At 72.2% G+C, this 14,396-nt stretch carries 18 protein-coding genes; 3 read left to right on the plus strand and 15 right to left on the minus strand.

The features are described from left to right. Positions 1 to 46: 46 nt before the first annotated feature. The 5 genes from lgt to trpC are packed head-to-tail and all read right to left on the minus strand — an operon-like array spanning position 47 to position 4,335. The gene (lgt, locus tag MJ604_RS19380) at positions 47 to 973 is read right to left on the minus strand and encodes a prolipoprotein diacylglyceryl transferase (protein ID WP_243060238.1); all 927 of its coding nucleotides are present in this window, start codon (positions 971 to 973) and stop codon (positions 47 to 49) included. A 3-nt stretch (positions 974 to 976) separates the two neighbouring features. Next, positions 977 to 1,579, minus strand: coding sequence for an SCO family protein (locus tag MJ604_RS19385; protein WP_243060239.1), 603 nt, complete (start codon positions 1,577 to 1,579; stop codon positions 977 to 979). Next, positions 1,572 to 2,348, minus strand: a complete 777-nt coding sequence (gene trpA, locus MJ604_RS19390) for a tryptophan synthase subunit alpha (RefSeq protein WP_243060240.1) — start codon at positions 2,346 to 2,348, stop codon at positions 1,572 to 1,574. The genes MJ604_RS19385 and trpA overlap by 8 nt, the downstream gene beginning before the upstream one ends. Then, the gene (gene trpB / locus MJ604_RS19395) at positions 2,345 to 3,556 is read right to left on the minus strand and encodes a tryptophan synthase subunit beta (protein ID WP_243060241.1); all 1,212 of its coding nucleotides are present in this window, start codon (positions 3,554 to 3,556) and stop codon (positions 2,345 to 2,347) included. Before trpB ends, trpA begins: the two co-directional genes overlap by 4 nt. Beyond that, positions 3,553 to 4,335 carry an indole-3-glycerol phosphate synthase TrpC gene (gene trpC, locus MJ604_RS19400; protein WP_243060242.1) on the minus strand — a complete coding sequence of 261 codons (783 nt, stop codon included), beginning with the start codon at positions 4,333 to 4,335 and terminating at the stop codon, positions 3,553 to 3,555. The genes trpB and trpC overlap by 4 nt, the downstream gene beginning before the upstream one ends. 221 nt (positions 4,336 to 4,556) lie before the next feature. Here trpC and MJ604_RS19405 point away from each other — a divergent pair, with 221 nt between their 5' ends. Beyond that, complete coding sequence (locus tag MJ604_RS19405; RefSeq protein WP_243060243.1) at positions 4,557 to 4,886, plus strand: DUF4190 domain-containing protein; 330 nt, start codon at positions 4,557 to 4,559, stop codon at positions 4,884 to 4,886. 13 nt (positions 4,887 to 4,899) lie between these two features. Here MJ604_RS19405 and MJ604_RS19410 read toward each other — a convergent pair whose 3' ends face one another. The 6 genes from MJ604_RS19410 to MJ604_RS19435 form a co-directional block, all read right to left on the minus strand. Continuing rightward, positions 4,900 to 5,358, minus strand: a complete 459-nt coding sequence (locus MJ604_RS19410) for a DUF2752 domain-containing protein (RefSeq protein WP_243060244.1) — start codon at positions 5,356 to 5,358, stop codon at positions 4,900 to 4,902. 10 nt (positions 5,359 to 5,368) lie between these two features. Continuing rightward, positions 5,369 to 5,569, minus strand: coding sequence for an HGxxPAAW family protein (locus MJ604_RS19415; protein WP_243060245.1), 201 nt, complete (start codon positions 5,567 to 5,569; stop codon positions 5,369 to 5,371). A gap of 46 nt (positions 5,570 to 5,615) precedes the next feature. Next, positions 5,616 to 6,197 carry a Trp biosynthesis-associated membrane protein gene (locus tag MJ604_RS19420; RefSeq protein WP_243060246.1) on the minus strand — a complete coding sequence of 194 codons (582 nt, stop codon included), beginning with the start codon at positions 6,195 to 6,197 and terminating at the stop codon, positions 5,616 to 5,618. Further along, a complete protein-coding gene (gene hisI, locus MJ604_RS19425; RefSeq protein WP_243060247.1) occupies positions 6,190 to 6,534 on the minus strand; it encodes a phosphoribosyl-AMP cyclohydrolase in 345 nt (114 codons plus the stop codon). Before hisI ends, MJ604_RS19420 begins: the two co-directional genes overlap by 8 nt. 119 nt (positions 6,535 to 6,653) lie before the next feature. Further along, positions 6,654 to 8,441, minus strand: a complete 1,788-nt coding sequence (locus MJ604_RS19430) for an ABC transporter ATP-binding protein (RefSeq protein WP_243060248.1) — start codon at positions 8,439 to 8,441, stop codon at positions 6,654 to 6,656. Then, complete coding sequence (locus MJ604_RS19435; protein ID WP_243060398.1) at positions 8,438 to 10,201, minus strand: ABC transporter ATP-binding protein; 1,764 nt, start codon at positions 10,199 to 10,201, stop codon at positions 8,438 to 8,440. The genes MJ604_RS19430 and MJ604_RS19435 overlap by 4 nt, the downstream gene beginning before the upstream one ends. Positions 10,202 to 10,309: 108 nt before the next feature. Here MJ604_RS19435 and MJ604_RS19440 point away from each other — a divergent pair, with 108 nt between their 5' ends. Then, positions 10,310 to 10,957, plus strand: a complete 648-nt coding sequence (locus tag MJ604_RS19440; protein WP_243060249.1) for a TIGR03085 family metal-binding protein — start codon at positions 10,310 to 10,312, stop codon at positions 10,955 to 10,957. Between the two features lie 41 nt (positions 10,958 to 10,998). Further along, entirely contained in the window at positions 10,999 to 11,934 is a 936-nt protein-coding gene (locus MJ604_RS19445; RefSeq protein WP_243060250.1) for a hypothetical protein, read from the plus strand. Here MJ604_RS19445 and hisF read toward each other — a convergent pair. The 4 genes from hisF to hisH are packed head-to-tail and all read right to left on the minus strand — an operon-like array spanning position 11,931 to position 14,381. After that, entirely contained in the window at positions 11,931 to 12,692 is a 762-nt protein-coding gene (hisF, locus tag MJ604_RS19450) for an imidazole glycerol phosphate synthase subunit HisF (RefSeq protein ID WP_243060251.1), read from the minus strand. The genes MJ604_RS19445 and hisF overlap by 4 nt on opposite strands. Further along, positions 12,689 to 13,423, minus strand: a complete 735-nt coding sequence (gene priA / locus MJ604_RS19455; protein ID WP_243060252.1) for a bifunctional 1-(5-phosphoribosyl)-5-((5-phosphoribosylamino)methylideneamino)imidazole-4-carboxamide isomerase/phosphoribosylanthranilate isomerase PriA — start codon at positions 13,421 to 13,423, stop codon at positions 12,689 to 12,691. The genes hisF and priA overlap by 4 nt, the downstream gene beginning before the upstream one ends. A 5-nt stretch (positions 13,424 to 13,428) precedes the next feature. Continuing rightward, positions 13,429 to 13,755, minus strand: a complete 327-nt coding sequence (locus MJ604_RS19460) for a hypothetical protein (protein WP_243060253.1) — start codon at positions 13,753 to 13,755, stop codon at positions 13,429 to 13,431. After that, entirely contained in the window at positions 13,752 to 14,381 is a 630-nt protein-coding gene (hisH, locus tag MJ604_RS19465; RefSeq protein WP_243060254.1) for an imidazole glycerol phosphate synthase subunit HisH, read from the minus strand. The genes MJ604_RS19460 and hisH overlap by 4 nt, the downstream gene beginning before the upstream one ends. Positions 14,382 to 14,396 lie beyond the last annotated feature (15 nt).

Here is a 14,396-nt window from a genome sequence, read left to right on the forward strand (position 1 = left end):
TGGGGGACGACATTGGCCCTAGCGGAAGGGTCAGACTAGCACCCGGTCACCCGGGAAGCTGACCCGTATCAGTCTGCTCGTCAGTCTGTTCTTCACTCGGCTCCGAGCGTACGTCGTCGTCGCGGCGTCCGTCGACGTAGATCTGCTCCTCGCGCCCAGGGTGGCGGCGCGCGCTGACCACGAAGTACACCAGCGCGAGCACGAAGAGAACGATCGACGTCCAGACGTTGAAGCGCAGGCCGAGGACGTCCTCGAGCTCGACGCTGTCGATGCGGAGCATCTCGATGAAGCCGCGGCCAGCCGTGTAGACCATGACGTACAGCGCGACCACGCGGCCGTGGCCGAGGCGGAAACGCCGGTCGGCCCAGACGACGACCGCGAAGCCGAGCAGGCACCACAGCGACTCGTACAGGAACGTGGGGTGGAACAGGAGGTCCGGGTCGGTGTACCCGGGCGGCCGGTGCGCGGCGTCGATCTCGAGGCCCCACGGCAGGTCGGTGGGCTTGCCGAACAGCTCCTGGTTGAACCAGTTGCCCCAGCGGCCGATCGCCTGGGCGACCAGCACGCCGGGCGCCATCGCGTCGAGCACCGGGAGCAGCTTGATGCCGGAGCGCTTGGCACCGATCACCACACCGAAGGCGCCGAGCGCGATCGCGCCCCAGACGCCGAGGCCGCCGCGCCACACGTAGAGCGCCTCGATCGCGTTGCCGCCGGAGCCGAAGTAGAGCTCGCTGTCGGTGAGCACGTGGTAGATCCGGCCGCCGACGAGGCCGAACGGCACCGCCCAGATCGCCAGGTCCTGGATCTCGCCGGCGCGGCCGCCGCGAGCCACCCACCGGCGCTCGCCGATCCAGACCGCGGCGACGATGCCGAGGATGATCGCCAGGGCGTAGCCGCGGATCGGCACCGGGCCGAGGTTCCACACCCCCTCCGACGGGCTCGGGATCGAGAGTGTGATCAGCTCAGCGAGCATCGGTCAGTCCTCGTTCAGGAGCGTGTGGATGTCGGCGGCGAGATCCGCGGACGACGAGTTGCCGTCCCAGTAGACCGTGCCCTCGTCGTCGGCGTCGATGCCGGTGATCGTGGTGCCGTGCGTGACGTCGTACCCGCCGGACGGCAGCTTCTCGCCCTGCGTGATGCCGACGCCGAGCGGCTTGGCGACCTCGATGATCGTGTCGAGGTCACCGGTGAGGCCGACGAAGTCCGGGTCGAAGTGCGGCAGGTAGTCGGCGATCGCCTCCTGCGTGTCCCGCTTCGGGTCGGTGGTGATGTAGACGACGTCGATGCGCTCGCGGTCCTCGTCGTCGAGGCGGGTCATCGCCGACGACAGGTTCGACATCACGACCTGGCAGATGTCGGGGCAGTTGATGTAGCCGAAGAAGACCAGCGTGAGGTCCTTGTCGGTGTCCTCCGTCAGGGAGTACGGCGCACCCTCGGTGTCGGTCAGCGGCGTCGCGGAGACCTCGAACGGCGGGTCCAGCTCCGTGCCGTGCAGCTCCCCGCTGCTCTCGTCGGAGCCGCCACCGCAGGCGGTCAGCGCGAGGAGCAGGGCGACAGCGACGGCACCGGCCCTACGCACGCCGTACCCCGGCGGCGAGCTCCTCGGTGAGCGCGGTGAGAGCGGGGAGGCCCTCACCCAGGGCGCGGACCAGCGCGGACCCGACGATCACCCCGTCGGCGTACGCCGCGAGGTCGGCGGCCTGGGCGCCGGTGCTGACACCCACGCCGACGCCGACCGGAAGGTCGGTGGTGGCCTTGGTGCGCTCGATCAGCGGAGCGACGCCGGCAGCGGTCGCCTGCGTCGTGCCGGTCACGCCCATGATGCCGGTGGCGTAGACGAAGCCCCGGGACGCGGCGGTGGTCATCGCGATCCGCTCGTCGGTCGAGGACGGGGAGACGAGGAAGACCTTGTCGAGGTCGTGGGCGTCGGCCGCGGCGATCCAGTCCTGGGCGAAGTCCGGCGTGACGTCGGGCGTGATCAGGCCCGCTCCCCCGGCGTTCGCGAGGTCGGCGGCGAAGCGCTCGACGCCGTACTTCTCGACGGGGTTCCAGTAGGTCATGATCAGCGTCGGCGTGCCGGTGGCCGCGACCGCCTCGACCGTGCGCAGCACGTCCTTGGTGCGGACGCCGCCCTCGAGCGCCTTCTGCGCGGCGGCCTGGATGATCGGGCCGTCCATGACCGGGTCGCTGTAGGGCAGGCCGATCTCGATCACGTCGCAGCCCGCGTCGACCAGGGCGAGCAGCGCGTCGATGCCGCCCTGCACGTCGGGGTAGCCGGCAGGCAGGTAGCCCACCAGCGCGGCCCGGCCGTCGGCCTTCGCCTTCGCGAAGGCGGTGGACACGCTCACTCCGTCTCTCCCAGCTTGAAGTACTCCAACGCGGTGCCCATGTCCTTGTCGCCACGGCCGCTGAGGTTGACCAGGATCGTCTGGCCCGGGCGGTCCGCCGCGACGCGCAGCGCACCCGCGAGCGCGTGCGCGGACTCGATCGCCGGGATGATGCCCTCGGTGCGAGCCAGCAGCGCCATCGCGTCCATCGCCTCGGTGTCGGTCACGGGCTCGTACGTCGCCCGCTTGACGTCGGCGAGGTGGGCGTGCTGCGGGCCGACGCCCGGGTAGTCGAGCCCGGCCGAGATCGAGTGCGACTCGATGGTCTGGCCGTCCTCGTCCTGCAGCACGAACGTGCGGGCGCCGTGCAGCACCCCGCGGTCGCCGGCGTAGATCGTGGCGGCGTGCCGGCCGGTGTCGTAGCCGTCTCCCCCGGCCTCGAAGCCGTAGATGTCGACCGACTCGTCGTCGAGGAACGCGGTGAACAGGCCGATCGCGTTGGACCCGCCACCGACGCACGCGGCGATCGCGTCCGGGAGCGCGCCGTACTGCTCGAGGACCTGGGCGCGCGCCTCGTCGCCGATGCCGCGGCAGAACTCGCGGACCATGCTCGGGAACGGGTGCGGGCCGGCGGCGGTGCCGAAGAGGTACGCCGTGTGGTCGACGCTGGCGACCCAGTCACGCAGCGCCTCGTTGATCGCGTCCTTCAGCGTCGCGCTGCCGGAGTCGACCGCGACGACCTTCGCGCCGAGCAGGTTCATCCGCGCGACGTTGAGCGCCTGGCGCTTGGTGTCGACCGAGCCCATGTAGACGGTGCAGTCGAGGCCGAAGTACGCCGCGGCCGTCGCGCTGGCGACACCGTGCTGGCCGGCGCCGGTCTCGGCGATCACGCGGGTCTTGCCCATCCGCTTGGTGAGCAGCGCCTGGCCGAGCACGTTGCGGATCTTGTGGGCGCCGGTGTGGTTGAGGTCCTCGCGCTTGAGCAGGATCCGCGCGCCGACCTTCTCGCTCAGCCGGTCCGCGAGGTAGAGCGGGCTCGGGACCCCGGCGTACTCACGCAGGATCTGCTCGAACTCCGCGACGAACGTCGGGTCGGCCATGGCCTCCTGCCACGCCACCGTGAGCTCGTCCAGCGCGGCGACCAGGGCCTCGGGCATGAACCGCCCGCCGAACCCTTCAGCGCCGCCGAACCACCCCCGCTCATCGGCGTCGAAGCTGGAAACCGTCATGGCTGGACTCCTGTCATCGAGGCGACGGCGGCCTGGGGGTCGCCGTCCTTGACCAGTGCTTCACCGACGAGCACCGCGCGGGCGCCCTCGGAGACGAATCGCTGCACGTCGGCCGTGCTGAAGATGCCGCTCTCCGCGACCTTGACCCGGTCGTCGGGGATCAGCGGCGCGAGCTTGCCGAACATGTCGTCGTGGATCTCGAGCGTCTTGAGGTTGCGCGCGTTGACGCCGATCAGCTCGGCGCCGAGCGCGACCGCCCGCTCGGTCTCGGCCTCGTCGTGCACCTCGACCAGCACGGTCAGCCCGAGCTCTCGGGCCTCGTCGTGCAGCCGGCGCAGGGTGTCGTCGTCGAGAGCGGCCACGATCAGCAGCGCCAGGTCGGCGCCGGCGGCGCGCGCCTCGACGAGCTGGTACGACGTCACGATGAAGTCCTTGCGCAGGACCGGGGTGTCGACGGCCGCGCGCACCGCGCGCAGGTCGTCGAGGCTGCCGCCGAAGCGGCGCTGCTCGGTGAGGACGCTGATCGCGGCCGCGCCGCCGGCGGCGTACTTCGCGGCGAGCTCGGCCGGATCGGGGATGTCGGCGAGGTCGCCCTTGCTGGGGCTGCGTCGCTTCACCTCCGCGATCACGCTCGACCCGGGGGCGCGGAAGTGCGGCATCGGGTCGCGGGGCGCGTCGACGTCCGCGAGCGCAGCACGCAGGTCGGCGAGCGTCGTCGCCGCCTCGCGCTCGGCGAGGTCGATCCGCACGCCGGCCACGATCTCGTCGAGCACGGACATGACACGAGTGTTTCACGCGGGTCGGCACGGGCCGTCGTGTGGGCCATACGTTGAACCGCCCGCACCACGCGCCCGAGGAGCGCCGTCGCGATGACCCACAACCCGTACGCCGGGCTCTTCGCCGCCACGGTCTGAGCGTGCGCATGCCCCCGCCGCAGTGATGGGTAGGGTCCCCACATGCGGCCGGCAGACGGCACGGCCACGACGAAGGGCTCGACCACGTGAGTTACTCAGAACCGCCCCCGCCGCCCCAGTACGGCGCTCCTCAGCCGCCGATGGGTGGCACCCCGCCGTCGACCTCGGGCAAGGCGATCGCGTCGCTCGTCCTCGGGATCGTCGGACTCCTGACCTGTGGCTGCCTGATCGGGTCGATCCTCGCGATCGTCTTCGGCTCCATGGCCAAGAAGGAGATCGCGGCATCCGGTGGTGCCAAGTCGGGCGCCGGCCTGGCGCAGGCCGGCTTCATCCTGGGCATCGTCGGCGTGGCGCTGGCGGTCCTCTACTGGATCGTCGTCGCGGCGACGGGCAACTTCGAGTTCACGACCGGCTGAACCCAGGCGCCGCTCAGGGCGCCAGCCAGGAGCCGGCCGGCAGGTTGCGCAGCACCGTGAAGAGCACCACGAGCGCAACGCCCGCCCACACGATCGTGCGGCGGGCACCGGCCGGCAGGCGGCTCGGCCAGGTCGGCGAGGTCCCGCGCCAGCGGGCCAGGGCCCAGGCACCGAGAGCCGCCACCAGGAACGGCAGCAGCACGATGAACAGCAGGTTGCTCGACGCCGCCGCGCCGATCTGACCGTCGGTCAGGTCGTTGACCGCACGCAGGCCACCACAGCCCGGGCAGGAGAAGCCCAGGGCCGCGCTCGGGCAGTAGCCCCAGGAGCCGCTCGCGTGCGGGTCGCGCCGGTGCAGCGCGGCGACGGCGAGCGCCAGCCCGCCGATCGTCGCCGCGGGCGCCGCGACGCGTCGCCACCGGCTCTGCTCGACGACCGCGGGAGCGGCCGGCTGCGGAGCGGTGGCGGTCACGGGCGGACCGTCAGTGGCTGGACTCGTGGTAGCCCATCTTCGCCATCACGGCGAAGACCACGAGCGACGCGACGCCGAGGCCGACGCCGACCCAGAAGATCGTCATGTTGACCGGGTCGAGGAGCAGGCCGACCGCGCCGACCACGAAGCCGAGCATGGCGACCGTGACGGCCGACCAGGCTGCGGGGGTGTTGCCGTGGCTGTCAGACATGCGGGGCTCCTCGAAACGATCGTGCGGGACGTGGGCGTCAGTCTATTCAGGCCTCATCGGTTTTCGGTGCTGTGGGGTCGCGCCCCTCGTCCAGCGCCTTCCAGAGGTCGAGGCTGCTCTGCTCCTCCGGCGGCGCTTCGACGACCGGTACGGCGCCGGTCGGGGCGTCGTACCTGCGCCCCATCTCCGGCCAGGCGCGGCACCACAGCGTGGCGAGCACGCCCGCCACGAGGGCGAGGACGGTGCCGAGCAGCGCGGCCCAGTACCACCCGGTCGGGCCGACGTCGCCGTTGTCGATGCCGAGCTGCTGGAGCTGCTCGCGCAGGTCGTCCGACACCTGCGGGTACGCCGCGATCGCGGCCGCGAGCGCACCTGCTGCCGCGAGCGTGCCGAGCGCGGCCATCGCCCGCCGGACGCGACCGCGGGTCACCAGGAGCACCCCCCAGGACGCCAGCGCCACCAGCGCGAGGGCGGTCACCAGCGGCATGCTGCCGTCGAACGTCAGCTTCAGGTTCGCCGAGCTGGCCTCGCCGGTCACCGCCTGCCGGTTGCCTCCGACGGCCGCGAGGGTCCCGCCCCCGAGCCCGAGCAGGACGACCGGGCCGAACGACCTCCTGCGGTCAGCCATGGCTGAGCAGGTCGGCGTCGAAGCAGGTGCGGTCGCCGGTGTGGCACGCCGCGCCCTCCTGGTCGACCTTGACCAGCAGGGTGTCGCCGTCGCAGTCGAGGCGGACCTCCTTGACCCACTGCACGTGGCCGGAGGTGTCACCCTTGATCCAGTACTCCTGGCGCGAACGGCTCCAGTACGTCGCCCGGCCCGTGGTCAGCGTGCGCGCCAGCGCCTCGTCGTCCATCCAGCCGAGCATCAGCACCTCGCCGGTGTCGTGCTGCTGGACCACGGCCGGGACCAGTCCGTCGGCGGTGCGCTTGAGCCGGTCCGCGATCGCGGGGTCGAGGGTCGTCACGGGTTCAGTATCCCGGGCGCCCGGTGGTCGAGCTCGTCGAGACCCCTTGACCCGCGATTTCGAGACGGCTCGATCCCCTCGCCGCATCACTGCCCTCGCGTTCCCAGGCTCACACGACGTCAGCGGCTCGAACCCTGCTGCGCCAGCCACGACCGGTGCAGGCCTGCGTAGACGGACCCGGGGTCCTGCACCAGCGCGGTGTGCGGGCCGCGCTGCACGATCCGGCCCTTGTCGACCACGACCACCTCGTCGGCGGTCTCGGCGGTGGTGAGCCGGTGCGCGATGGTGACCGAGGTACGCCCGCGCATCAGCCGCTCGAGCGCGCGTCCGATGCGCATCTCGAGGGCGGGGTCGACCGCGCTGGTCGCCTCGTCGAGCACCAGCAGGTCGGGGTCGGCGAGCTGCGCCCGCCAGAGCGCGACCAGCTGCCGCTCCCCCGCCGACATCGACTCGCCGCGCTGGCCCACCTCGGTGTGGATGCCGTTCGGGAGCCCGGCCAGCCAGTCGCCGAGCCCGAGGTCGTCGGCCGCGGCGACGATCTCCTCGTCGGTCGCGTCCAGCCGGCCGTAGCGCACGTTGGCGGCGATGGTGTCGTGGAAGAGGAAACCCTCCTGCGGCACCAGCACCACGCTGCGCCGCAGCGACTCCTGGGCGATCTCGCGCAGGTCGATGCCGTCGAGCAGCACCGCGCCGTCGCTGGGATCCATCAGCCGGGTCAGCAGCTTGGCGATCGTGGACTTGCCGGAGCCGGTCTCCCCGACGACGGCGAGGCGGGTGCCGGCCGCGATCTCGAGCTCGATGTCGCGGAGCACCGGCGGCCCGCCCGGGTAGGCGAACGACACCGCCTCGAACCGGACGTCGACCGGTCCGCGCGGCAGGACCGCACCGTCCGGCCCGGGGTCGACGAGGTCGGCCGGGGTTTCGAGGATGCCGAGCACGCGGCGCCAGCTGACGACGGCGTTCTGCGCGTCGGTGAGGATCTGGGTGCCCATCTGCACCGGGCCGACGAACAGCGACACGAGGAACGCGAACGCGAGCACGGTGCCGGCCGTGATCTCGCCGGCGAAGCCGAGCCAGACCCCGATCACGATCACGCCGGCGTTCGCGAGGCCGGCCGAGATGCCGCCCAGCGAGAACGACAGCACGGTGAACCCCTGGGCGCGGGTGCTGGCGGTCTTGTACTCGTCGATCGCGTGGTCGATGCGGCCCTGGGTGCGGGCCTCGACGGCGTACGACCGGACCACCGCCGCGCCGACGACCGGCTCGGAGATCGCCGACAGCATCACGGCGACCTGCGCGCGCACGACGCCGTACGCCTCGGAGAGCTTGCGCTGGAAGTAGCGGATCGACAGGAACAACGGCGCGAAGCAGACCCACACCACCAGCGCGAGCTGCCAGCTGTAGAACAGCATCACGATGGTCGCGACCAGCACCTGCCCGATGCTGACCACGAACAGCAGCCCGCCGAACACCAGGAACTGGCTGACCTGGTCGACGTCGCTGGTGACGCGCGAGACCAGGGCGCCGCGGCGCTCGGTGTTCTGCGTCAGCAGCGGCAGGTCGTGCACGTGCCGGAACGCCTTGATCCGCAGCGTCGCCAGCCCGCGCTCGGAGGTCGTGAACAACCGGGCCGTCATGGCGTACGACGCCCACGCCGCGATCAGGATCGCGGCCGTCGCGGCCAGGCCCATCTCGACGACGTACGACACGTCGGGACCGCCCGGGCCGTTGAGCCCGTCGTCGATGGTCTTCTGGACCGCGACCGGGACGACGACCTGACCGATGGAGGCGATGAAGGCGAGGGTGAGGGTCCAGCCCACACCCTCCTTCAGCTCCGGCGAGTAGCGCACGCCGCGGCGGATCGTCTCGATGGCGCCGATGCTCTCGCCGGTGTCCATGGCGCTCATTCGGTCACCTCCACCCCGAGCTCGGCGGCGACCTCGTAGGCGTTGACGAGGTGGGAGTACGCCGGGCTCCGCTCGAGCAGCTCGGCGTGCGTGCCCCGGTCGGCGACCCGGCCGTCCTCGAGGTGCACGACCTCGTCGGCCAGCGCGATGGTGGCCTTGCGGTAGGCGACGACGACGAGCGTCGTGTCGTGCGAGCCGGTGCGCAGCGCCTCGAGGATCCGCGCCTCGACCTCCGGGTCGACCGCGGACGTCGCGTCGTCGAGGATCAGCAGCCGCGGGTCGCGGACCAGCGCACGGGCCAGCGAGATGCGCTGGCGCTGCCCGCCCGACAGGGACGTGCCCCGCTCGCCGAGCTTGGTGTCGAGGCCGTCGGGCAGCGCGGCGACGAAGCCGTCGGCCTGGGCCGCGCGCAGCGCCGCCCAGACGTCCTCGTCGGAGACGTCGGCACCGAGCGTGACGTTGCCGCGCACGGTGTCGTCGAACAGGAACGCCGTCTGGGGCACGACGGCCGCGATCCGCGCGAGCTCGCCGTGGGCCAGGTCGCGCAGGTCGGTGCCGTCGAGGAGCACCCGGCCCTCGTCGGGGTCGATCAGCCGGGTCATCAGGCTGGTGAGCGTGCTCTTGCCGGAGGCGGTGGCGCCGACCAGCGCGACGGTGCGGCCCGGCTCGACGGTGAACGACACCTCGTCGAGGAGCCGCTGGTCGGGGTCGTAGCGGTAGCCGAGGCCCTGGACCTCGAGCCGCGAGCCCGCGTCGCCGGTCGTGACGGTGCGGTCGCCGAACGGCATCTCCCCGGTCGCGCGCAGGACGTTGCGGACCCGGTGGTAGCCGACCACGCTGCGTGGGAACTCGCCCAGCAGCCAGCCGATCGAGCGGATCGGGAACGACACGATCGTCAGCAGGAACGCGACGGTGACCACGTCGCCCGCGTCGGTCTGGCCGTTGACCACCCGCGCGACACCGACCGCGAGCACCACGAGCACGCCGAGGTTCGGCAGCGCGGCGAGCGTCGGGTCGAAGGCGGCGCGGACCCGCCCGGCGCGGATGTTGATGTCGCGCAGCCGGTTGGCCATGTCGGCGAAGCGCTCGGTCTCCTCGCTCTCGCGGCCGAGCGTCTTGACGACCATCGCGCCGTCGAAGGACTCGTGCGCGACCTCGCTGAGCTCGGCGCGCAGCTGCTGGGCCTTGGTCATGAGCGGCGAGGCGCGGCGCTGGTAGGCGACGTTGGCGAGCACGACGCCCGGGAACACGAGGGCGCCGACCAGAGCGAGCACCACGTCGGCCAGAAACATCTGGACGACCGCGATCACCATCATCACGACGGTGCCGAGCGCCATCGGGAGCGGCGCGATCGGGCCCCATGCTGCCTCGACGTCGGAGTTGGCATTGGAGAGCAGCTGGCCGGTCGGGTGCCGCTGGTGCCACTCCATCGGCAGCGCGAGGTACTGCCGCGTCACGGCGCGGCGGGTGTGCGCCTGCATGCGGTACTGCATGATCCCGGCGCCCAGCCGGCGGGCCACGATGCCGACGGCCCGCAGCAGGGCGACGCCGACGAACAGCGCGACGACCGCGAGCAGCATGTCGGTGCCGATCTCGCCGGTGTCGAACGCCGGCAGCACCACGTGGTCGGTGGCCCAGCCGAGCACCCAGGCGTCGGCGACCGTCAGCGCACCGAAGATCACGCTACCGGCGGTCGACAGCGCGAACACCCACGGCTCGCGGCGGATGGCGACCCAGAGTACGGCGGCGCCGGCACCCATCGTGCCCCGCCGCGTCTGCTCGTCCGTCACTGTCGCACCCTTCCCGCCCGCGACAACTACGCGAGACGGCCACCCTATTCCGAGCAACCGACAGTAACCTTCCGGTTCATGACCGCCCCCGGCACCCAGGACAGCCTCGCCAAGCGCGAGCGCCGCGAGCTCTGCGACCTCGCCCTCACCCTCGGCCCCGACGCCCCGACGCTGTGCGAGGGCTGGACCGCCGCCGACCTGATGGCGCACCTCGTGGTCCGTGAGCACAAGCCGGTCGCGTCGATGGGCAACGTCGTCGAGCGGTTCGCCGGCCTCAACGAGAAGGCCATGGCGAAGGAGAAGGCGCGCGGGTTCGAGGTGCTCGTGGAGCGCTACCGCACGCCCGCGCTGTTCCTCCGCGCCGTACCGCCGGTCGACGAGGCGATGAACGGCTTCGAGCTGCTCGTCCACCACGAGGACCTGCGGCGCGGCGCCTCGTCGTGGGAGCCCCGCGAGCTCGACCCCGCCGAGCTCGACCTGCTCTGGTCCAAGCTCGGCAAGGGCATGAGGTTCTTCGGGCGGCGGGTGCCGGTCCCGGCCGTGATCCAGCGCTCCGACACCGGTGACACCGCCGTCGCGAAGAAGGGCGAGGACCCGGTCACCGTCAGCGGTCCGGTCGTCGAGCTGGTGCTGTTCCTGTTCGGGCGGTCCGCGCTCAGCGGCCTCACGTTCGACGGGCCCGCTGCCGCGGTCGAGGAGCTCCGCTCCGCCAACCTGGGGGTCTGACCGGCCTCCCCACCGTCCGTGGGGCGACGTACCGTCGGGTCATGAGAGGCGCCCTCGCCGCCCTGCTCGCGGCCTCGCTCGTCCTGGCTGGTTGCTCGGGCGACGGATCCGAACCAGCCGGCTCGCCGTCGGCGGACCCGGACGCGCCGGAGGTCACCGAGCTCGATGCCGGCCCGGTGGGCGTCGCCGAGGTCGACGGCGAGGCGTGGACGACCCTGGTGCGTGACGGGGCGGTCCGCACCGCCGACGACCTACGCATCGACGTGGGTGAGTTCCCGCTGCGGCTGGTGGACACGCCGTCCGGCGTGTGGGTGAGCGTGATCGGCGACGGCACGGTCGTGCAGATCGACTCGGGCACAGGTGAGGTCCTGCAGACCGTGCCGATCAAGCCGACGGGCAGCGAGCCGGAGGGCATCGCCTGGGACGGCGAGAGCCTGTGGGTGGTCGACCAGGCCGGCGGCCGGGTGCTGCAGCTCGACGGTGACGGGACCAAGGTGACGTCGTACTCCACCGACACCGAGCCGCGCCTGGTGGCGGTCGGCGAGTCGGGCGTGTGGGTCGCCAACTACGGCGGCTCCTCGGTCACCCGCATCGCCGGAGGGCGTGTGGAGACCGCGAAGCTGCCCGGTTGCACCGGCCCACAGGGCATCGCCGAGTCGGCCGGCAAGGTCTGGATCTCGTGCACGCTCAGCGGCAAGGTCGTCGTGCTCAACGCCGGCACGATGAAGCAGGTCGGCGAGATCCCCGACGTCCCCGACGCCGACGCAGTGGTCGCGGGCGACGACAGCGTCTACGTCGTCGGCCAGTCCGGCCCGACCGTGTACGTCGTGGACCCGAAGACCGCGGAGGTCGCGGACACCGTCGTGCTCGACGACGCCCCGCCCACCAGTGAGAACGTCGGCGCGGCGGTCGTGGGCGCCGACCTGGTGGTCACGCACCCCGACGTGCGGAAGATCTACACCGTGCCGCTGCCTTAGCGGACCGGGTGGCCGGCCGCGGCCAGCGAGCCCTTCACGTCCGCGATCCGCAGCGTGCCGAAGTGGAAGACCGTGGCCGCGAGCACGGCGTCCGCGCCGGCCTCGACGGCGGGCGGGAAGTGCTCGGTCGCGCCGGCGCCGCCGGAGGCGATCACGGGCACGCTCACCTCGCGGCGTACGGCGCGGATCAGCTCGAGGTCGAAGCCGTCCTGGGTGCCGTCGGCGTCCATCGCGTTGAGCAGGATCTCGCCCGCGCCCAGCTCGGCCGCACGGACGGCCCACTCGATGGCGTCGAGGCCGGCGGACTTCCGGCCGCCGTGCGTGGTGACCTCGAAGCCGGAGGTCGTCCCGGCCGCCCGCCGGGCGTCGACGGAGAGCACGAGCACCTGGTTGCCGAAGCGGTCCGCGATCTCGGCGACCAGCTCGGGCCGGTGGATCGCGGCGGTGTTCACCGCGACCTTGTCGGCGCCGGCGCGCAGCAGCCGGTCGACGTCGGCGACCGAGGACACTCCCCCGCCGACGGTCAACGGGATGAAGACCTCCTCGGCGGTCCGCGACACGATCTCCATCGTGGTCGCGCGGCCCTCGTGCGAGGCGGAGATGTCGAGGAACGTCAGCTCGTCGGCACCCTCGGCGTCGTACGTCCGGGCCAGCTCCACCGGGTCACCGGCGTCGCGCAGCTCCTGGAAGTTGATGCCCTTGACCACGCGGCCCGCGTCGACGTCCAGGCACGGGATCACCCGGACGGCGAGGGTCATCGGGGTCCCTTGGTGAGGGCGAGCGCGTCCTCCAGGGTGAACCTGCCCTCGTAGAGCGCGGTCCCCGCGATCGCGCCCTCGACGCCCTCCGGGACCAGGTCCATCAGCGCCCGGATGTCGTCGAGGGTCGTCACGCCGCCGGACGCCACGAGCGGCGCCGAGGTCACCGCGGCGACGTCGCGCAGCAGCTGGAGGTTCGGCCCGGCGAGCATGCCGTCCTTGTTGACGTCGGTGACGACGTAGCGCGCGCAGCCCTCGGAGTCGAGGCGCGTCAGCGTCTCGTAGAGGTCGCCGCCGTCCTTCGTCCAGCCGCGCGCGGCCAGGGTCCGACCGCGTACGTCGAGGCCGATCGCGACCTTGTCGCCGTGCTCGGCGATCACCTTGGCGCACCACTCCGGCTGCTCGAGGGCGGCCGTGCCGATGTTCACCCGGCGGCAGCCGGTGGCCAGCGCCGCGGCGAGCGACTCGTCGTCGCGGATGCCGCCGCTCATCTCGACCTGGATGTCGAGGGCGCCGACGATCTCGGCCTGGAGCTCGCGGTTGGAGCCGCGACCGAACGCCGCATCGAGGTCGACGAGGTGGATCCACTCCGCGCCGGCGTCCTGCCAGCGCATCGCCGCGGCCACCGGGTCGCCGTACACGCGCTCGGAGCCGGCCACGCCCTGCGCGAGCTGGACCGCACGGCCCTCGGTGATGTCGACGGCGGGCAGGAGCTCGAGGTAATCAGACATGTCTCTCAGTTCTTGGTCATCAGGATCTGTGCGACGGGCAGGACGAGCGCGGTCACCAGCAGCGCGAACACGCGGACCGCCCAGTCGTCGGAGGCGAGCCACACGACGGCGTTGAGGATCAGGGCCGCGACCACCAGCAGCCGCGTCTGGGTGCGATGTCGCTCGGCGATCACCCCCGACGGCCCAGTGCGGCCCTTCGGGAGCCAGCGGGTCAGCGCGCGCTTGCGAGCCGCGCGCCGCTCGGTGCGCTCGGCCTCGGCGGCGCGAGCCGCGGCCTGGATCGCCGCCTCGCGCTCGCGCTCCTCGCGACGCCTGGCTCGTTCCTTGCTCACAGGGAGTCCACCCAGTTGCGGAACAGCGCGGCGCCGGCGTCGCCGGACTTCTCGGGGTGGAACTGGGTCGCGGTCAGCGGGCCGTTCTCGACGGCGGCGACGAAGCGGTCCCCGCCGTGCTCGGTCCAGTGGACCAGTGGCGCACGGGTCCGGTCGTTGGTGACCAGCTTCCAGTCGCGGACGCCGTACGAGTGCACGAAGTAGAAGCGCTCGCCCTCGATGCCCTTGAACAGCGTCGTCCCCGGCTCGACCTCGAGGGTGTTCCATCCCATGTGGGGCACGACCGGCGCCTCGAGGCGCTCGACCACGCCCGGCCACTCGTCGCAGCCCTCGGTCTCGACGCCGTGCTCGACCCCGCGCTCGAACAGGATCTGCATGCCGACGCAGATCCCCAGCACCGGCCGGCCGCCGGACAGCCGGCGCCCGATGATCCGCTCGCCCTTGATCGCGCGCAGGCCCTGCATGCAGGCGGCGTACGCGCCGACGCCGGGCACCAGCAGGCCGTCAGCGTTCAGCGCCGTGTCGAAGTCACTGGTCAGCGTGACGTCGGCACCGGCGCGCTCGACCGCGCGGACGGCCGAGCGCAGGTTGCCCGAGCCGTAGTCGAGGACGACGACCGACTTCAATCGGGGTCCCCGCTG

The sequence above is a fragment of the Nocardioides sp. SR21 genome, from assembly GCF_022761125.1.
Classification (GTDB): Bacteria; Actinomycetota; Actinomycetes; order Propionibacteriales; family Nocardioidaceae; genus Nocardioides.